At 39.1% G+C, this 18,415-nt stretch carries 18 protein-coding genes; 12 read left to right on the top strand and 6 right to left on the bottom strand.

The features are described 5' to 3' along the window. The first annotated feature begins 119 nt into the window (after positions 1-119). The 8 genes from CVS92_RS06775 to CVS92_RS06810 are packed head-to-tail and all read left to right on the top strand — an operon-like array spanning position 120 to position 8,213. Positions 120-2,060, top strand: coding sequence for an FTR1 family iron permease (locus CVS92_RS06775; RefSeq protein ID WP_107788963.1), 1,941 nt, complete (start codon positions 120-122; stop codon positions 2,058-2,060). Between the two features lie 20 nt (positions 2,061-2,080). Then, positions 2,081-2,602 (top strand): iron transporter, encoded by a 522-nt coding sequence (locus CVS92_RS06780; protein ID WP_084041674.1) that lies wholly within the window; start codon positions 2,081-2,083, stop codon positions 2,600-2,602. 51 nt (positions 2,603-2,653) lie between these two features. Then, positions 2,654-4,033 (top strand): Fe-S-containing protein, encoded by a 1,380-nt coding sequence (locus tag CVS92_RS06785; protein ID WP_107788964.1) that lies wholly within the window; start codon positions 2,654-2,656, stop codon positions 4,031-4,033. Beyond that, entirely contained in the window at positions 4,030-5,322 is a 1,293-nt protein-coding gene (locus CVS92_RS06790; protein WP_107788965.1) for an ABC transporter permease, read from the top strand. The genes CVS92_RS06785 and CVS92_RS06790 overlap by 4 nt, the downstream gene beginning before the upstream one ends. Further along, positions 5,309-6,451 (top strand): ABC transporter permease, encoded by a 1,143-nt coding sequence (locus CVS92_RS06795; protein ID WP_084108994.1) that lies wholly within the window; start codon positions 5,309-5,311, stop codon positions 6,449-6,451. Before CVS92_RS06790 ends, CVS92_RS06795 begins: the two co-directional genes overlap by 14 nt. A gap of 1 nt (position 6,452) precedes the next feature. Beyond that, positions 6,453-7,142, top strand: coding sequence for an ABC transporter ATP-binding protein (locus tag CVS92_RS06800; RefSeq protein ID WP_054196145.1), 690 nt, complete (start codon positions 6,453-6,455; stop codon positions 7,140-7,142). Next, positions 7,132-7,626 (top strand): TlpA family protein disulfide reductase, encoded by a 495-nt coding sequence (locus CVS92_RS06805; protein ID WP_021090806.1) that lies wholly within the window; start codon positions 7,132-7,134, stop codon positions 7,624-7,626. Before CVS92_RS06800 ends, CVS92_RS06805 begins: the two co-directional genes overlap by 11 nt. Before the next feature lie 8 nt (positions 7,627-7,634). Next, the gene (locus CVS92_RS06810; protein WP_072593881.1) at positions 7,635-8,213 is read left to right on the top strand and encodes a hypothetical protein; all 579 of its coding nucleotides are present in this window, start codon (positions 7,635-7,637) and stop codon (positions 8,211-8,213) included. A gap of 146 nt (positions 8,214-8,359) precedes the next feature. On the opposite strand, the gene CVS92_RS06815 is transcribed toward CVS92_RS06810, so the two are convergent. The 6 genes from CVS92_RS06815 to der all read right to left on the bottom strand — a co-directional run bounded on the left by CVS92_RS06815 (position 8,360) and on the right by der (position 15,824). Beyond that, entirely contained in the window at positions 8,360-10,732 is a 2,373-nt protein-coding gene (locus tag CVS92_RS06815; RefSeq protein ID WP_107788966.1) for a tetratricopeptide repeat protein, read from the bottom strand. After that, positions 10,732-11,976, bottom strand: coding sequence for a serine--tRNA ligase (gene serS, locus CVS92_RS06820; protein ID WP_087576612.1), 1,245 nt, complete (start codon positions 11,974-11,976; stop codon positions 10,732-10,734). The genes CVS92_RS06815 and serS overlap by 1 nt, the downstream gene beginning before the upstream one ends. Positions 11,977-11,985: 9 nt before the next feature. Continuing rightward, positions 11,986-12,426: a hypothetical protein gene (locus CVS92_RS06825; RefSeq protein WP_021090475.1), complete on the bottom strand. Its 441-nt coding sequence runs from the start codon at positions 12,424-12,426 to the stop codon at positions 11,986-11,988. Positions 12,427-12,438: 12 nt separating this feature from the next. Further along, the gene (trpS, locus tag CVS92_RS06830) at positions 12,439-13,401 is read right to left on the bottom strand and encodes a tryptophan--tRNA ligase (RefSeq protein ID WP_084041683.1); all 963 of its coding nucleotides are present in this window, start codon (positions 13,399-13,401) and stop codon (positions 12,439-12,441) included. A 532-nt stretch (positions 13,402-13,933) separates the two neighbouring features. After that, complete coding sequence (locus CVS92_RS06835) at positions 13,934-14,455, bottom strand: shikimate kinase (RefSeq protein WP_107788967.1); 522 nt, start codon at positions 14,453-14,455, stop codon at positions 13,934-13,936. Then, the gene (gene der, locus CVS92_RS06840; protein ID WP_107788968.1) at positions 14,436-15,824 is read right to left on the bottom strand and encodes a ribosome biogenesis GTPase Der; all 1,389 of its coding nucleotides are present in this window, start codon (positions 15,822-15,824) and stop codon (positions 14,436-14,438) included. Before der ends, CVS92_RS06835 begins: the two co-directional genes overlap by 20 nt. 151 nt (positions 15,825-15,975) lie before the next feature. Between der and CVS92_RS06845 the strand changes: the two genes are divergently transcribed. Genes CVS92_RS06845 through CVS92_RS06860 form a run of 4 tightly spaced genes read left to right on the top strand, consistent with a single transcriptional unit; the run spans position 15,976 to position 18,322 of the window. Further along, entirely contained in the window at positions 15,976-16,866 is an 891-nt protein-coding gene (locus CVS92_RS06845) for a DMT family transporter (protein WP_107775857.1), read from the top strand. A gap of 10 nt (positions 16,867-16,876) precedes the next feature. Beyond that, the gene (gene kdsA / locus CVS92_RS06850; protein WP_107788969.1) at positions 16,877-17,683 is read left to right on the top strand and encodes a 3-deoxy-8-phosphooctulonate synthase; all 807 of its coding nucleotides are present in this window, start codon (positions 16,877-16,879) and stop codon (positions 17,681-17,683) included. Beyond that, positions 17,673-18,002: a DMT family transporter gene (locus CVS92_RS06855; protein ID WP_107788971.1), complete on the top strand. Its 330-nt coding sequence runs from the start codon at positions 17,673-17,675 to the stop codon at positions 18,000-18,002. Before kdsA ends, CVS92_RS06855 begins: the two co-directional genes overlap by 11 nt. Continuing rightward, on the top strand, positions 17,999-18,322 hold the full coding sequence (locus tag CVS92_RS06860; RefSeq protein WP_107788970.1) for a DMT family transporter: 324 nt from the start codon (positions 17,999-18,001) through the stop codon (positions 18,320-18,322). The genes CVS92_RS06855 and CVS92_RS06860 overlap by 4 nt, the downstream gene beginning before the upstream one ends. Positions 18,323-18,415: the final 93 nt, after the last annotated feature.

Raw genomic sequence — 18,415 nt, forward strand, 5'->3', positions numbered from 1 at the left:
GTGCAGATGTTTATAAGAGACACTTCAATTGTCGTCATTTTAGTCTAATCGTTTTAATTTTAAGCATAGTAAAGCTTTGATCATATTCCCTTCAAAAGAATCCCATTTGGTGTTTATTAATGAATAAATTCTTAAAATTTATGCTAATTATGTTGTTGCCTATTTGGCTTATAGCAAAAAATGAGGATTACGAGCAGGTCGCAGCTCAGATAAAAGAGTCGCTACAAAAAGTAATAACAGAGTATAGAGCGGGCAATGTTGAACAAGCGGTCAGTGATACTCAAAATGCTTATTTTGGCTTATTTGAAGATGTTGAAGCTGGCATTAGAATAAATTTAGGTCAGAAAAAAGCTTACTCTATGGAGAAGCAATTTGGCGAGATCAGAAAGGCGATAAAAGCAGGTGAAGCGCCTGATGATGTTCAAAAAAGAATTGACCAGATAAATAGCGAGATCGCTGAAGTTCTACCGGTTATTTTAAAAGGACATAGGCTAGTTGGTGAGTATTCAGACAGCCCAGCTCAAGCTGCTGCAACTGACTATGATACTTCTAAATTTATCCCTGAGTGGAAAGTGGCATTTGCAAATTTATCAGCTGATCTAGATAAAGCAATAGCAAGCTATGAGAGCGATAAACAAGATGATGCTAAAAGTGCTATCCAAGATGCTAAATTTACAGATTACAGAAATACTCAACTTGAAATCGCTATTCGCCAGCATATAGAAAATGGTAAAAGCATAGATGCTGATATCCAAAGAAAGATGGGCGAAGCGATCAGCGGCATCACAAATGGTATAAGCAAAGATGACTTTAAAACTAAGCTAGATGAGATCAAGAAACTAGCATATGATGCTATCTCAAAACTCCCAGCTGATACTGCAAAACTTGCAAAAGTTGATATGAGCGATGTAGAAGCAGCTTCTGAAGAAGATAGTGGTGTAGATTATACCAAAGTCGTTCAAAACATAAACGACAAAATTCAAGCTGCTATCACACTTTATAAAAATGGTGATGCAAAAAAAGCCATGGGCGATATCCAAGACATCTACTTTGATGAGTTTGAAGGTAGCGGCATGGAGAATAAAGTAGGCGCAATAGATGTAAATTTAAAAACAGCTATTGAAGCTACATTTGGCAATCTTGTAGCCCTTATGAAGTCAGGCGCAGATGAAAAAACTCTTCAAGAAAGTGCAAGCAAAATGTCATCTCAGCTAGCAGCTGCACTTGAGAAAACTAGCAGCTCAAGCTCACCTTGGTCTTTATTCGTTTGGGCTTTGACTATTATTTTAAGAGAAGGCTTTGAAGCACTTATTATCGTTGCTGCTGTTGTTGCATATCTTGTAAAAACTGGTAATGCTAAAGCGATGGGCAAAGTTGTTTATAGCTCAGTTGGTGTGGCTGTTATCTTAAGCTTTGTTATGGCATGGCTAATGAATGTTATTTTTGGCGAGGCAGCAGGTCAAAAAAGAGAGCTTATGGAAGGCATCACGATGCTTGTTGCAGTGGGACTTCTATTTTATGTTGGTTTCTGGCTTCTTTCAAATGCTGGTGCTAAAAAATGGAATGACTACATCAAATCACACGTCTCCGACTCTATCTCAAGTGGCTCAACTACAACGCTTTGGTGGACTGTATTTTTAGCAGTATTTAGAGAGGGTGCTGAAACTGTACTATTTTATCAGGCACTTATTTTTGGAGCTAAAGATTCAGCTGGTTACTCGATGATTGCAGCTGGCTTTGTGATAGGACTTGTCGTTCTTTTAATAGTCTATTTCTTATTTAAAATTTTTGCTGTTAAAATTCCTATTAAACCATTTTTTATATTTACGTCAGCTATTATCTTTTATATGTCGATTGTCTTTGTTGGCAAGGGTGTCGGCGAGCTAGTTGAGGGTAAAATTTTCATCCCAACTATCATAAATGGACTTAGCTTCCCTGACTGGATGAGAGACTGGCTAGGATTTCAGCCATATTATGAGAGTTTAGTGCCTCAAATCATTATGGTGCTTGCCCTAGTTATAGGCATCGTTATTATGAAATCAAAACAAAATAAAAATTAATCTTATTTAAAGGAGAGAATATGAATAAAATTCTTAGTTCAGCCCTAGCACTTAGCCTAGCAGCTGGTTTTGCACTTGCTGGAGAGCATCCAATCGGTGAGCCTGTAGAGGCTAATGGCATGGAGATAGCTGCAGTTTATTTGCAACCAATCGACATGGAACCAAAGGGTATTGACCTAGCTCCAAGCCTAGCTGATTTTCACCTAGAAGCTGACATACACGCTATTGCTGGTAATAAAAACGGCTTTGGCGAAGGTGAGTGGATCCCATACCTAAAGATTAACTACGAGCTAAAAAACCTTGATAACGGCAAAGTTAAAAAAGGTACCTTTATGCCAATGGTTGCAAGCGATGGCCCACACTATGGTGCTAACGTAAAAATGGATACAGGCGTAGGTAACTATGAGCTTAAATTCCACATTGATAATCCAGAAAAACAAGGTTTTGGTCGTCACGCTGACAAAGAGAGCGGTGTTGGTAAATGGTTTGAGCCTTTCACAACAACTTATAAATTTCAATGGACAGGTGGTCCTGTTAAATAATCGCCAGGGGCGTTCTCGCCCCTTTTAAAAAAATTCTCACAGGGTTTAGTTATGTCAATTTATTTCTATCAGGTCTTTTTAGCCCTCCTTGGATTTACGCTTTTTGCTGCCTTAAATAACAAGGATAAAAGTTTAAAAACACTCTTTTTACCGTCACTTTTTGGAGTTGTTGCTGGTATATTTATCTTTAAAGTCGTTCGTCACGCACTTGTAGATGATCAGTTTAAAATTTTCATCGATTCAGTGACACTAGTTTTTCTACTAATTAGCATTTTATGGATATTTCTTGAGCTTAAGATAGCAAAAATTGTAACGTTTTTTATTTTAGGCATCGGCTTTGGCTTTGGTTATAGCTCAAGTAGTGCATTGTTCCCGCTATTTGGTGGCGAGCTACTAGATACGCTTTCTGTCATTAGCTTCTTTCTAATGATATTTGCAATGATTTTGCTCGTATTTTTATTCTTTTTTATTTCGAATTTAAAATCTAGCATTTCTCCATTAATAGCTAAAATTTTAGCCCTTATCACTTTAGTTTTCTTGCTAATCGATAGGAGCTCTCAGACAGCGCTTGAGCTTTTGCGTGCTGGGGCTTTAAAGATAAGTAGTGAGTTAAACTCTCAGATTCTATCTGTTAGTGCAAAAGGTATTTACGTATCAGAATTTGGTACTTATTTTTATATATTTGTGATCTTGCTTTTATGTATCACTGCACTTTTCTTTATGCCAAAAAGTATTGATAAAAATAAATTTGGTTCTATTAAATACCGCTTTACAAAAGCCATTAGAGAAAATATTTCTGATAATGCAAAATTTGCATTTTGTAGTATTTTGATAGCACTTGGATTTTCGCTCTATTATGATCTTTACGCATCTCGTCCACCTGAAATTTCAGAGCCAGTCTTGGTTGAGCCAGTGGGAGATAAATTTATATTTGATGTTGATATGCTAAAAGATAATGAACTTCACAGATTTGCTTATATAACAGATGAGGGCAAACAGATAAGATTTTTCTTACTAAACCGCTTTAGCGACCGTGTATCGCCTGTCATCGTCTTTGATTCATGCATGATATGTGGCGATATGGGCTATATAAAAAGAGGAAATGATCTTATTTGCATCTCTTGTAATGTTAGAATTTTCTTGCCATCAGTTGGTAAAGAAGGTGGTTGCAACCCGATACCAATGCCATTTATCTTCGATGGCAAAAATATTATAGTTGATTATAAAACTATTACAGATGGAGCAAATTTCTTTAGTAAGGTTGTCGAAAAAATGGTGCTTGACCCAGTTAGTCGCAAAAAGGTGAGCAATCTTGATTCAAGATCATATTTATACTACGGACGCACATATTTCTTTGAGAACAACGAAACTCAAGCGAAATTTGAAGCAAATCCAGAAAAATATGTAGAAACAAATGGAACGTTAAAATGAAAAATATGCAACTAAGAATGATAAAAAGCTCGATCACTGGCTCAAAGGTGCAAAAGACGATGGCCTTTATCACCATCTTGCTAGCTGCTCTTTTGATAGCTTGCATGCTAAATATCACGCTAAAAATCGGCGATCAAGTAGCAACTGAGCTTAGAGGATATGGCTCAAATATCGTTGTTTTGCCACGAGGTGAGAGCTTAAGTATCGAGATCGAGGGTAAAAATTTCACCCCACTAAAATCACAAAATTTACTCCCAGAGGCTGATATCTATAAGATAAAAGAGATCTTTTGGAGAAACAATATCGTTGCTTTTGCGCCGTTTTTAGAAGCAAAAGTTAAAGATGAAAAAGGAATTGACTTTGCCTTTGAAGGAACCTATTTTGATAAAAATATCGGTCTAAAAGATGAGCCAGAATTTAGCACAGGTGTTAAGAGCTTGTATGGATTTTGGGGCGTTGAGGGTGTTTGGCCAAAAGATGAAAGTATGGATGAAATTTTAGTTGGTGAAGAACTTTCTAAGGCTAAAAATTTAAAGGTTGGCGACAAGCTTAGCCTTGTGGGCAAAAATGGCACAAGAGAGGTTAGGATAGTTGGAATTTTAAAAGGAGCTAGTGACGAGACGCATAAGCTAGTTGGCTCACTAAAGCTTGCTGGTGATCTCTCAGGTCACGCTGGCTCATATACAAAAGCTGAGGTCTCAGCCATGACGATCCCAGAAAATGACCTATCGTTAAAAGCAAGAAGAAATTTAGACAATCTTGATAGCGCAGAGTACGATAAATGGTACTGCTCAGCCTATGCAGGATCAATCGCATTTCAGATAGAAGAAAATTTACCAAATGTTAGCGCAAAGGCAAGCCTTCAAGTAAGTGATGCGGAGAGTAATATCGTAAAGAAAATCCAAAGCCTAATGGGTATCGTTAGCATCATCGCTCTTGTGGTTTCAGCTATTGGTATAACGTCACTAATGACAAGTGAAATTTACCGCCGTAAGAAAGAGATCGGCCTTTTAAAAGCTATAGGTGCTAGCAACTTTGAAATTTACGCTTTATTTGCTAGCGAGAGCCTTGTGGTAGCTTTTTTTGCGGGCATCACTGGAGCATTTTTGGGTTACGCTCTAAGCTACGTGATGTCTTACATCATCTTCTCTCACGGCATAGGCATAGCTTGGATAGTGCTGCCAATAAGCGTGGCATTTGCCCTGCTTATCTCAGTCGTTGGCTCGCTAATGCCAATGAGAAACGTCATAAATTTACTACCTGCGGAGGTGCTATATGACCGCAAATAGCAAATTCTTTTACAATACAATTTATAAAAGTTTAAAAAACGGCTCATCAAGAGTAATGGTCATCGTAATCTCTATCTTACTTGGAGCATGCGTGTGTGCTGCGTTTGTCAATGTCTATCTTGATATAGACTCAAAGGTCTCACGTGAGCTAAAAACTTATGGCGCAAATATGATCTTTGCTCCAAAAGATATGGCTACAAGCGATGATATGAGTGAAAAAACTTACAATGAAATGATCGCTAAAGTGCCAAAAGATAAGCTTCTTGGTGAGAGCGGCTATCTCTTTGCTCAGGCAAATATCGGTCCAACAAATGCTATCGTCATGGGAACAAAATTTAGCAATCTAAAAAAAGTTAAACCATTTTTAGATGTTAGAGATGGAACGATGATAAATGTCGATTTTGATGATAAAAACGTGCTAATAGGCGTTGATCTTGCTCGTCAGGCTGGCTTTAAGGCAGGCGATGATATAGAAATTCGCGCCATTGGCTCAAATGAGAGCATAAATGTAAAGATAAAGGGCGTAGTCGCAAGTGGCGACAAAGAGGATGCGCTTTTGATCACGTCACTATCTTTGGCTCAAAAAATTTCAAATAAAGCTGGCAAAATAAACTATGCTGAAGCTGTTGTGCTTGGTAACTTTGACGAGATAACATCGCTCGCAAAGACTATAAGTAATGAAGAAATAGCTGCAAAACCAGTGGCAAAGGTTTCAAAGTCTGAGGGCTATATCTTGGAAAAGATCAAGCTATTAATGGCACTTGTTAGCCTTGTTATTTTGCTCATTACTTCAATGTGCGTAAACACAACGCTTAGTGCTATCTTGCTCTCTCGCTCAAAGGAGATCGCACTTCTTAGAGCCATAGGTGCAAGCAAAAAGGATGTATTAAAGCTATTTGGCTTTGAGACATTTGTAACAGCGCTCATCTCAGCATTAGTTGGTGCATTTTTAGGATATTTACTAGCTCAAATTTTAGGTTATGCGATATTTGATTCTAGTATTGATTTTAGAATTTTAAGCATCCCAGTAGCTGTGATAATATCGCTTTTATTTGCAGCGATCGCAGCATTTTATCCGATCAAACGGGCACTTAATAATAAAATGGCAGATACATTAAGAGGAGAATGATATGCAAAATGCACTAGAACTAAAAAATATTTGTAAAATTTTTGGCGATGTTAAAGCACTTGATGATATAAATTTTGAGGTTAAAAAAGGTGAGTGGGTTAGCGTAATGGGACCAAGTGGTAGTGGTAAGAGTACGCTTGTAAATATCCTTTCTCTAATGGATACTCCAAGCAGTGGTACTTATATGCTTGGTGGCGATGATGCGAGCAATCTAAATGCTGACGATACACTTAAATTTAGACGTGAAAAGATCGGTCTTATTTTTCAGCAGTTTCACTTAGTGCCATATCTTAGCGCACTTGAAAATGTGATGATCGCTCAGTACTATCACAGCTCAGTTGATGAAGAGGACGCTAAAAAGGCACTTGAGGCAGTTGGTCTTTCTCACAGGCTAACACACAGGCCAAGTCAGCTAAGTGGCGGTGAGCAACAACGCCTTTGTATCGCACGCTCACTCATAAACGATCCTGAAATTTTAATAGCAGATGAGCCAACTGGTAACCTTGATGAAGCAAATGAAAGAGTTATACTTGATCTATTTTGCAAGCTAAGAAAAGATGGCAAGACGATACTTCTAGTAACTCACAACCCTGATCTTGGCGAGTATGGCGATAAGATCGTTTATCTAAGACATGGTAAGCTAGAGAAAATTCGCACTATTGAAAACCCAAAGGTACCAAATGAGATATAAAATTTTATTTTTATGTCTAGTCTCAGCCCTAGTTATGGGCTGCGTCAAGCAGTATGAGAAGCATCATATCACGCTAAACGACTCAAGCGGCATTGATACGCAGTTTTTTCCAACGGAAAAGAGGCTAAAGATAGGCGATAAGCCATATATGCTATTTTTCTTTGGTACGGATTGCGGAGTGTGCAAGGCCGCTATACCTGATCTAAATACACTTGAAAAAGAGTATGGTAAAGAGGTTCAATTCATTGGTGTTTTAGGACCTAGTAAAGGCTTTGATAAAGATATTGAGCTTTTAAAAGAGCACAACATCACCTTTAAAACTACGAGTGACAAGGTTTCAGTTGATTACTTTAGTAAGGCAGTTGGTGGAGTCATGGGCGTGCCAGTTATCTATTTTTTTGATAAAGATGGTAAGATGCGATCAAAATTTATCGGTCTTACACCAAAAAGTGTACTTGAAAGTGCTATAAGATCGCTCTTGTAGGAGTGAATATGAAAAATTTCTTTTTATTTGTCTTGGCGATATTTTTTGTTGGATGTGCTAGCAGCACTCCAAATATCTCGGTTAAAACGAGCGAGCCTATATTTTTTACGCTTAATGAAGCAAATAAAAGCGTCTATGTAAATTTTAAAAATAGCGCGACCGGACAAGATGTAAATACTGAAATTTTAAGTGAGTTTGCAAAGGCTGGCTTCAGAAACGAGCCAAATATCAAAAATGCTGACTTCATCATCCTTGGTGATGTGCAAAGCTTTTCTAGGATAATAAAAAGAGATCCTAGATTTTCAATGGGCATGGGATATGGCTTTGGCAGACCAAGCTTTGGCTTTGGTTACTCGATGTTTTTCCCATTTGGCTATTACGATGATGATGACTTTAGTACGAATAGCTATACTTATCACATGCAAGTAAGCGTGCTAGTGCGTCCAAAAAATGGTGGCGAAAAGGCGACAAATATCTCGCTTATGCAAGCTGGCAATGTCTATTCGCCAAGCTACATTTGGCCATTTTTTAAAGAACGTCTAGCAAAACAGATCGTTAGCTTTTTTTATAACGTCTCGCAAAGGTAGGGGCACTAACGAGTGCTATTTAAACTAAGCTCGAATGAAAAAGCTAAACTTTAATAAAATTTTTACTTTCTTGGTTGGTAATTTTGAGAAATTTTTAAAGCTCTTATAACATGGATTTAACTAGGTCAAGGCCTAGTTAAATTTTATTACTCATTATCTATCTCAAAGTCGTAAAATTCGCTTTCATACTCAACATTTCCTATTTTGCTGTATTGTATAAGAGCTGCTTTTATATTGTCTATCTGCTGATACATTAGGCCAAGAGCTATTCTATTTTCGATAGCACTAGCATCATTTAGTTTTGTTAGCTCTAAAAGCGCGATTGCGTTTGATACTTTTCCAGTTCCTGTCGCAGCCACAGATGCTAAAAATAATGTGCTAGCGTCATTTACTTTAAACTCATCGATTGCTTGATTATAAAGTTTATAGCTCTCTTCAAAGTCGTTTGTAAAGATATCGATGTAGGCCAGAGTTTGGATTAAATTTATATTCTTTGGAGCATTTTTTAGCTCGGCTCTTAACTTATCACGCTCTCTTGTAAGTAAGCCTGAAATTTGAAGTAGCTTGATGTATTGCTTTTTGATGATATCAGCGCCGTGATAGAAAGCGTTTGAATCAAGCTGCTTGCCATTAAAGTGAATTTGTATCGCTTTTGCATACTCTTTGACATTTTGCTCTTTGTTTTTCGAGATGAAATTTAAGATATTTGCAATAATATCATTTGGCAAAATTTTTAGTAGCTCATCAGCTTTCTTTGCCATTAGCTCGTCATTGTTTGTTACTTTTGCGATGATGATATCAAAGGCTAAATTTAGCATTGTCTGCTCTTTTGGTTCTTCAAGCCATCTTATCATCGCACTTTGGTTACCGCTAACCAGACTTAGAAGTGAGGCATATAAATTTACAGGCTTTAAGCTCTTATCGTTTTCTAAATTTTCGCCAATCTCTTCAATGAGTTTTGGGTTTAAATTTCTATTTATATCTAGACAAATCGCCCCAAAAATACCTGCAAGATGGTTATTTACATCTTGATGATAGCTTGCTATGAAGTGCTTTGCTGCAAGGCTAAAATTTCCAAGCTGAGCGTAACTTAAGGCGAGATTGTATTGCAAGATAGAGTGATTTGGATAAGTGCTGGCTAGCTCTTCAAACTCTTTATTTGCTTCCTTTAAGCGGTAGCTTAGCGCTTTTGCGATAGCTTCGCTAAGTTTTGCATTTACTTTTGAAGCAGCCGCACTTTGGCTAAGGTAGTCATTTGCTGCTGATGTATCGTCTAAAAAGACGCTAACACCGCCTTTTCTTATCTGTTCGATACTCTGTTTTGCATCAAAGACCTTGTAAGGCGCGAAGTAAAAAAGGGTCTCATAGCGCCTTGTTCTATCAAAAAACATATCGTCGCTAAAATGCGCCTGAGCTAGGCTGACATCAAAAAGATCAGGCTTTAGTATCGTTTTTATCTTGTAAATTTTGCTTGGCAAAGAAGCATTGTAGTCGTAAACATCTTTGATAAATGCAGCTGCGTCGCCGTAGTCAGCAGTTTTTAGATCAATTAGCGCCTCAGTCATCTTGATAAGATCGATATTTGGCGTGTTTTTAGAAGCTTTTGTTAAATAATCCCTTGCCTTGTCGTATTTGCCAAGTCTTGCATAGAGCTGTGCTAGCGTGAAGTCGGCTTTAAATGCTTTTTGGCTCTCAAGTTTGGCTATTGCTCTCTCATCATCTCCAAGAAGTGATAAAATTTTTGCGCTTAAATACGCATATTCATTTTTATAATCCGCAGTATTTGGATGAGAAAGTGCTTGAAGCGCCTCGTAATAGTTGCCTTTATAATAGTTTATAAGCGCATAGTAATAGCTATAAAGTGGCGAGTTGTTTTCATACTGCAAAAATGAGTCAGCAAGTCCTATATAGTAGCTAAAATTTTTAGTGTTATTTAGCTCGAGTGAGCAAACAGCAGCGTTTATGGCGCTAACTGCTGTGTTTTCTCTATCAGTTATAGCTTTATTAAAAGATACGATCGCCTCATCACATCTTTCTTGTTTCATCTGCGAAACGCCGAGGTTGTAGTTTGAAAGTGACTGGTTATAAACAGCTACGTTTTCATAGATTTTTAGAGCCTCAAATTTATTGCCACGCTCGTAGAGCTGATTGGCTTTATTTATCATTTCATCGATCTTTGAAGCGCCAAAATTTTGTGTTTTGTAGTTGTTTTCTATATTTTTTACGATACTTGCAGCATCTATGTTTTCTTTTTTGTCTTTCTTTAGTAAGATAACTAGCAAAACCACTATCAAGATGATAAGTACTAGAGCGACCACGCCTGCTATTATAAAGAGCTTTTTATTGCTCTTTTTTACAGGGATTGGCTCTGGGATGCTCTCGTCTTGTAACACGCCTTCACTTGCGATACTCTCAAGTGAAACGATCTCTTCAGGTGCCTCGGCTTTTGCCTCTTCAGGCACTTCTTGCTCTGTTTGCTCGCCAGGTGGTTTTAAAACTACAACCTCTTCTTCAGCCACTACATATACCTTTTAAGAACTTCTGGAATTTCGATAGTGCCATCTGCTTTTTGGTAGTTTTCCATTATCGCTATTAGCGTCCTGCCAACTGCCAGACTTGAGCCATTTAGCGTATTTACAAGCATATTTTTCTTGCCATCTTTAAAACGAATTTTTGCACGCCTTGCTTGAAAATCTCGAGTATTGGAAATAGAGCTAATCTCTCTATATTTACCTTGACCTGGTAGCCAAACCTCAAGGTCTATCGTCTTTGCCGCGCTAAAGCCTAGATCACCACTGCAAAGAAGCATATGGCGGTGAGGAAGTCCAAGGCTAGTTAGTAGATCGCTTGCACACGCTACCATTTCATTTAGCACGTCTTCGCTTTGATCAGGTCTTGTGATACTTACTAGCTCGACCTTTTCAAACTGGTGCTGGCGGATCATACCTCTAGTGTCACGTCCTGCTGAGCCTGCCTCTTGGCGGAAGCATGCTGAGTAGCAAGTCATCTTTATAGGTAACTGCTCAGCTTCAATGATCGTATCGTTGTATAAATTTGTCACAGGCACTTCGCTAGTTGGGATGAGGTAGAGGTCTTCGTCGCGCACTTTGTAAAGATCCTCTTCAAATTTAGGCAGCTGGCCAGTACCAAAAAGTGTATTTGAGCTTACTAGATAAGGGACATTTACAAGCTCGAAGCCACGCGCGCTGTTAAAGTCGATCATGTAATTAACAAGCGCTCTACTAAGCCTTGCTCCCATGCCTCTAAGCACGGTAAAGCGAGATCCTGAGAGCTTTGCGCCTCTTTCAAAGTCAAGCCAGCCAAGGCTCTCACCTAACTCCCAGTGCTCTTTTGGTGTAAAGCTAAATTTAGTTGGCTCAAGCACCGTTTTTATGCAGACATTATCGTCCTCGTCCTTACCAAATGGCACATCATCATCGGTGATATTTGGCACATTAAATGAAATTTGCTCAAGCTTTTCTTCATATTGTTTAACGATCTCATCAGCATCAGCAAGCGCAGCTTTGTTTAAATTTAGCTCATTTTTAAGCTCACTCACGTCTTCACCAGCTCTTGCTTTTATACCAAGCTCTTTGCTCTTTGCGTTTTGGATCGCTTGGAAATTTTCAAGTGCTTTGCGCTTTTGTTTTAGTTCATTAAAAGTTTGTAAAAGCTCGTCAAGTAGTCCAGCTTTTACATTTTTGCCCTCAAGCTTTTTTACAAATTCATCGTAATTTGTCTCGAGTAGTTTTAAATTTATCATCCTATATCCTTAAACCATAAACATAACTTTTGCAAAAAGTACGATAAAAACTGCCGCTGTTAGCGCAAATGGATGTATGTTGCCAAGTGGGCTAGGGCGTTTAAATATAAATTTGCAGCTCAAATTTGTTATAACTGCAGCTACGATTAGCATCGCTAAGAAAAATTTGATCATAAAAATGATTTGTAAATTTGTCTCAAAGTAGCCTCCAGCCTTTGATCCGACCCAGTTACTCATCATCATGCCTCCAGTTAATACCAAAAGCAAGATACAAAGTGGCATTATCTTAATAGCAACTGAACCGATAGCTTGTTTTGCCTTTTGAGCAAGCTCAGGTGGCATTTTTTTACAAGCTGCCTTAAAAATGATTACATCAAAAAAGAGGTAACCAACAAAGATGATTGCACAAAAAAGATGAACTATCTGTGCGTATGGATATAAATTTTGCATATTTTTCCTTTATTAATAAATTCCGACTGCTTCACGAACTTTTTTTATTGTTGTTTGAGCAACATTACTTGCCTTTTTGGCTCCTATTTCTAAAATTCCAGACACTTCGTCAGGATTATTTTGATAATGCTCAAATTTCTCTCTCGCATCTTTAAAATAGTCCCAAATAAGCTCATTTAGATAAGCTTTAAAGTGCCCATGTCCCTCACCGCCACGCTCATATCTAGCTTGAAGCTCTTTTTGCCCACTCTCGTCTAAGAAAAGCTTAGCGATATTATAGACGTTGCAGTTTTGCCACTGCTTTGGTTCTTCAAGCGGTGTGCCATCTGTCACGATGCTAGAAATTTGCTTTTTAAGCGTTTTAGCATCGGCAAAGATGTCAATAGTGTTGCCATAGCTTTTGCTCATCTTTTCGCCGTTTGTGCCAGGCACGGTGGCGACATTTTCATCGATCTTCGCCTCAGGCAATGTAAAAATTTCTCCATGCTCGTTGTTAAATTTTATCGCAATATCACGAGCGATCTCTACGTGCTGGATCTGATCCTTGCCCACGGGTACGACCTGCGCGTTATAAAGCAAAATGTCAGCTGCCATCAAAACTGGATAGCTAAAGAGTCCGTGGTGCGAACTAAGACCTTTTGCGACTTTATCTTTGTAACTATGTGCGCGCTCAAGAAGCCCCATAGGCGTGTGCTGACTTAGTACCCAGTAAAGCTCAAGCACGTCTTTAACATCACTTTGCACCCAAAATATGCTCTTATTTGGATCGATCCCAAGTGCCAAAAACGCACATGCAGCCTCAAAAGTGTTTTGTTTTAGGGCTTTGGCCTCGCTAAGGCTTGTCATCGCATGGTAGTTTGCTATAAACATAAACATCTCATTTTGCTCTTGCATATCAACCATCTGCTTTATCGAGGCAAAATAGTTGCCAAGGTGTAGTTTGCCGGAGGGTTGGAGGCCGGTTAATACTCTCATCTTATCCTTTCAAATTTTGGTTTCGTTTTTTGAGCGCCTTTAAATGAGTTTGTAAAATTTAATCATCGACAGGCTAAATGCCTAGTCTTGATTAAAATTTGACTACACAACATTTAAATTCATCTCAAAACACTTCGCCAAAATACTTTTTTAAATTTTAACGTTACATTAGAGTTTTTGTATCTAATCTAATCTTAAAATTTAACTGGTAGACCATACGTCTAGCCTTTGCTTAAAAACAAAATTTTGCCTCACCTAAACAAAAAATCTTTGCCAAAACGTTTAAATTTTTAACATCACGTTAGACTTTTTAGTCTAGCTTAATCTTAAAATTTTTATCACACAACTCTCGTCGCTTTAGCGTTGCGAATAAAGTGAGGCAAAAAATTATCTTACGATACTTCGCCAAAATTTCTAACTACAAAACGTTAAATTTAGCTCAAAGACTCAAAATTTCAACACCACGCCAGATAGCCATCTAGCCTGATCTTAAAATTTATCGTTGCAAGCAGTATTTCGCACCACTTTACAACTAAATTTTTAAAAGCATCCTTATCTCTTTTACGATTTGCTTTGGAGTTTTACCCTCGACTTCGACGATGTAATCAGCCTTTTTCTCATAAAGCTCCTCTCGCTCCAGATGCAATGCCTCAGCTCTTTTTAGATCACTTAAAAGTGGACGTTTGGCGAGCTTTTTCTCGCTATTTTTGCTATTTTTTAGCCTTTGCATGATCGCATCAAAGCTTGCTTTTAGATAGATCACGGTGCCGATCTTATTTAAATTTTTAACCTTGGCAAAGCCGCCACCTGTTGAGATGATTGCATTTTTGACATTTGTTGCTAGAAATTTAGCCAGATCTTTTTCAAGCTGCCTAAAATGCTCCTCTCCGTACTCTTCAAAGATAGCTTTTATCTTCATATTTTGTGAGCTCTCTAGCAGGTCGTCGCAGTCAAGGTTCATCGTCTTTAAAGTCTTGCTAAGCGCCCTTGCGGTCGTGCCTTTGCCAACACCCATAAACCCTATCAAAACGATATTATTGTTCTTTGTCTTCATCACTCTCTCCACGTTTTTTAGGGATTAGCACGATAGGCACGCCAGTTAGGTTAAAACTCTCTCTAAGCTTGTTTGTCAGATAGCGTTTGTAACTAAAGTGCAGGCATTTTGGGCGGTTCATAATGAGTGCTATCATGATAGGTGCAGTCTTAAACTGCACTGCGTAGTAAATTTTTACAACTCTGCCTTTATCTCGTGGCAGTGGATGCGCTTTGGTCGCTTCGCCGATCACTTCATTTAGCTTTGAAGTTTGGATTTTTTGGGTGTAGTTTTTGTAAATTTCAACTATGAGCGGGTAAATTTTATGCACTCTTTTGCCGCCAAGTGCTGAAACGCTGATAATCGGCGCGTATGCTAAGAATCTAAACCTATCCTTTATCTCTTTGCAAAGCTCGTCAAATTCTTCGCTGCTTTTGTCCCATTTGTTTAGCACGATGATGACGCCAAGCTCAAATTTTGAGGCGATGCCAGCGATACGCTCATCAAGCTCGGTTAGTGGCTCAGAGCTATCAAGCACGAGTAGTGCAACGTCTGTCTCTTCTAAAATTTTCTCAGTTCTATTTAGTGCGTATCTCTCGATACCCTCGATCTTGCCGCGCTTTCTAATACCAGCAGTATCGACAAACTCAAAAACCCTGCCATCATGCTCATAAATTTCATTTACTGGGTCGATCGTAGTGCCTGCTACGTCGCTAACGACGGCGCGACTCTCTTTTACAAGTGCGTTTAGAAGTGAGCTTTTGCCGACATTTACGCGGCCTATGATGCCAACTCTAATGTTTTTACTCTCATAGTCTATCTCGTCGCTTAGCTCGCCCTCGTCATTATAATTTTCTAAAAAATCATCAAAATCTTCACTCGTATCGGCCTTTATCTGCACTTTATCTTCTATATGCTTTGCTAGCCACATACTAAGCTCATCTATGCCTGTGTTGTGGCTTACGGAAATTCCAAAGGAATTTTTCGCGCCAAAACTTACAAATTCCCACTCTCTTTGCTCATCTTTTTTGCTGTCTATTTTATTAATGACTAGTGCGATTGGTAAATTTAGCTTGCTAAGCTCGTAAAAAATGGCTCTATCTTCATCATCTGGCATTATTTTGCCATCGACCATGTATAAAATGGCGTCTGAATTTTTAGCCTCTGCCAAGGTCTTTGCTTTTACGTTTTTAAAAAGCTCGCTACTATCATCAAGGCCACCACTATCGATTAAAATGCACTCTTTGCCTTCAACCTCGATCTTAGCTTTGTTCGTATCTCTTGTCGTGCCGCTAACATCGCTTGTTATAGCGATACGACGACCAGCTAAGCGGTTAAAAAGTGAGCTTTTGCCGACATTTGGCTTGCCTACTAATATTACTTTTTGCAAATTTTGTCCTTTTCGTGATGGCTGATTATACAAATTTTTGACTTATATAAAGTATAAAAATTTCCTTAAAAGCACCAAAATGAAAGAAAAAACGACCGAAATTTAAGCCACTTTTCATTAAAATAGCTACTTTAAATTTAAAGGTCTTGTGATGTTAAAAAGGTTTTATATTTCGCATCTTGGTATTTTTTATATGCTCTTTGCTTGCTTTATGTTTGCCGTTACTGGCGCATTTGCAAAGTATCTTAGTAAAGATATGCCATCTATCGAAGTTGTTTTTTTTAGAAATTTAATAGGCCTTTTTATCGTTATTTATGCCATTTATAGATTTCCATTTAAGCAAGCTGGTGGACACTTTTTCTTGTTGATGTTTCGCGGTTTTGTGGGTACGGTCGCGCTTTTTGCTTTTTTTTACAATGTCGCTCATGTAAATTTGGCCACAGCTTTTACATTTCAAAAGACAAATCCAATCTTTACGGCTATCCTTGCAGCTTTTATTTTCAAAGAGCGTCTAAGCTCACTTGGCTGGTTTGCTGTATTTTTGGGATTTGGTGGAATTTTGCTTGTCATCCAGCCAAATTTAGGCATAAGCAAGACTGATATTATCGGCGTTTGGAGCGGTCTTGGTGCGGCGATCGCATACACGAGCGTTAAGGAGCTAAACAAGAGCTACGGTACAAATGTTATCGTGCTAAGTTTTATGCTTTGGGGATCATTTTTGCCACTTATTTGCATGGGTTTGGCAGAATTTTTCACCTATGAGCCACTTGATTTTTTGTTTTCAAAATTTAGCATGCCAAGCTGGTATAACGTTATTTTTATCTTGCTAATGGGACTTAGTGGATATTTTTTTCAGTCGTACATGACAAAGGCGTTTGCGGTTGGCAAAAAGGCTGGAGTGATCGCTGCGGTTAGCTACGCAGACGTTATTTTCACGCTTATAATTGGCTATTTTATGGGCGATGTATTGCCAAACCAAACGGCACTTTTAGGCATCTTGCTAGTAATAGTGAGCGGAATTTTAGTTGTGAAAGAAAAATAAAGGAGAAAAAATGATACTAATAGCAGGGCCTTGCGTCATAGAAAGCGAGCAGCTCGTTTTTGACGTGGCAAAAAGGCTAGTTAAATTTAACGAAGATAAGCGGATAGATTTTTATTTCAAATCAAGCTTTGATAAGGCAAATCGCACGAGTATAAGCTCGTTTCGCGGACCCGGGCTGGAGAAGGGTTGCGAAATTTTAGCCAAGGTAAAAAAGGAATTCGGCTTTAAAATTTTAACCGATATCCACGAGAGCTACCAGGCCGCGCCCGTAGGCGAAGTGGCCGATGTGCTGCAAATCCCGGCGTTTTTGTGCCGCCAGACCGATCTGCTCGTAGCTGCGGCTAAAACAAAAGCGGTCGTAAATATCAAAAAAGGACAGTTTTTGGCGGCGTCTGCGATGAAGCATTCGGTCAAAAAAGTGCTAGAAACGCGCGGCGTAAAGGGCGACGGATACGAGGTTGCTAAACAAAACGGAGTGTGGCTAACGGAGCGAGGCAGCACCTTTGGCTACGGAAATTTAGTCGTAGATATGCGAAATTTGGTGCTGATGAGGGAGTTTGCGCCCGTGATTTTCGATGCGACGCATAGCGTGCAGATGCCAAGCGCTCTTGGCGAAAAAAGTGGCGGCGACGCGAGATTCGTGCCGTATCTAGCACGAGCTGCGGCGGCTGCGGGCGTGGACGGATTTTTTTACGAGACGCATATTAATCCTTGCGAGGCGCTTTGCGACGGGCCGAATATGTTAAATTTGGACGAACTAGATGCAAATATCGCTCAAATTTTTAAGATAAAGCAAGCTCTTGGCGATGCAAACTAAGGGATTTTTGTGGGTATTAGGCGGCGCGGTCGCCGAGTGCGGCTGGGCGTACGGGCTAAAACACGCCCAAAGCGCCGTAGGATTCGCGCTTACTGCCGCGTTAGTCTGCGTTAGCTTCGTGTCGTTTATAAAGGCTTTAAAATATATCCCCGTTAGCGTCGCGTATACCGTATTTGTGGGGCTTGGAGCGTTTTTTATCGTAGTCGCCGAAAGCGTTAGCGAATACACCTCAAACGGCCAGACGCCGGATTTATTGCGGCTATTTTTCATAGCGACGCTGATCGCGGGCGTACTGGGGCTAAAAAGGCTAAAATCTTGACGCACGTTTTAGCTCTTTTGGCAGCGGGATGCTGCGAGGTCTCGGGCGTGTTTTTTCTGACCAAATTTCAAAAAAGCGTCAGTGTGAAAAAGGCGGCGAATTTTTTGATTTTGGTCGCAAATTTCGCCCTTTCGCTCTGGCTTCTTAGCTACGCGATGCAGGCGATGGCGATGTCTGTGGCGTACGCGATTTGGACGGGTATCGGAGCGGTCGGAGCCGTGCTGGTTGGCGTGGTATTTAACAACGAAAAGATAAATTTAGAAAAAGCCCTCTTTTTATTGCTCATCATCATTAGCGTGGTGATGTTAAAAATCATTTAAGTGCTAAATTTAGAAGCATGAACATGAAGTTAATTTGATAAGATAAAAACAGATTTTAAAATATATAACTTAAAAATTCGTTTACTTAATATA

Origin of the sequence: Campylobacter concisus, from assembly GCF_003048555.1 — a bacterium.
GTDB classification, from domain to species: domain Bacteria; phylum Campylobacterota; class Campylobacteria; order Campylobacterales; family Campylobacteraceae; genus Campylobacter_A; species Campylobacter_A concisus_AO.

Excerpts from the sequence above, each read along its gene's own strand:
- CVS92_RS06775 (WP_107788963.1), top strand. The coding sequence starts at position 120 with ATGAATAAATTCTTAAAATTTATGCTAATTATGTTGTTGCCTATTTGG.
- CVS92_RS06780 (WP_084041674.1), top strand. The coding sequence starts at position 2,081 with ATGAATAAAATTCTTAGTTCAGCCCTAGCACTTAGCCTAGCAGCTGGT.
- CVS92_RS06785 (WP_107788964.1), top strand. The coding sequence starts at position 2,654 with ATGTCAATTTATTTCTATCAGGTCTTTTTAGCCCTCCTTGGATTTACG.
- CVS92_RS06790 (WP_107788965.1), top strand. The coding sequence starts at position 4,030 with ATGAAAAATATGCAACTAAGAATGATAAAAAGCTCGATCACTGGCTCA.
- CVS92_RS06795 (WP_084108994.1), top strand. The coding sequence starts at position 5,309 with ATGACCGCAAATAGCAAATTCTTTTACAATACAATTTATAAAAGTTTA.
- CVS92_RS06800 (WP_054196145.1), top strand. The coding sequence starts at position 6,453 with ATGCAAAATGCACTAGAACTAAAAAATATTTGTAAAATTTTTGGCGAT.
- CVS92_RS06805 (WP_021090806.1), top strand. The coding sequence starts at position 7,132 with ATGAGATATAAAATTTTATTTTTATGTCTAGTCTCAGCCCTAGTTATG.
- CVS92_RS06810 (WP_072593881.1), top strand. The coding sequence starts at position 7,635 with ATGAAAAATTTCTTTTTATTTGTCTTGGCGATATTTTTTGTTGGATGT.
- serS (WP_087576612.1), bottom strand. The coding sequence starts at position 11,976 with ATGATAAATTTAAAACTACTCGAGACAAATTACGATGAATTTGTAAAA.
- CVS92_RS06825 (WP_021090475.1), bottom strand. The coding sequence starts at position 12,426 with ATGCAAAATTTATATCCATACGCACAGATAGTTCATCTTTTTTGTGCA.
- trpS (WP_084041683.1), bottom strand. The coding sequence starts at position 13,401 with ATGAGAGTATTAACCGGCCTCCAACCCTCCGGCAAACTACACCTTGGC.
- CVS92_RS06835 (WP_107788967.1), bottom strand. The coding sequence starts at position 14,455 with ATGAAGACAAAGAACAATAATATCGTTTTGATAGGGTTTATGGGTGTT.
- CVS92_RS06845 (WP_107775857.1), top strand. The coding sequence starts at position 15,976 with ATGTTAAAAAGGTTTTATATTTCGCATCTTGGTATTTTTTATATGCTC.
- kdsA (WP_107788969.1), top strand. The coding sequence starts at position 16,877 with ATGATACTAATAGCAGGGCCTTGCGTCATAGAAAGCGAGCAGCTCGTT.
- CVS92_RS06855 (WP_107788971.1), top strand. The coding sequence starts at position 17,673 with ATGCAAACTAAGGGATTTTTGTGGGTATTAGGCGGCGCGGTCGCCGAG.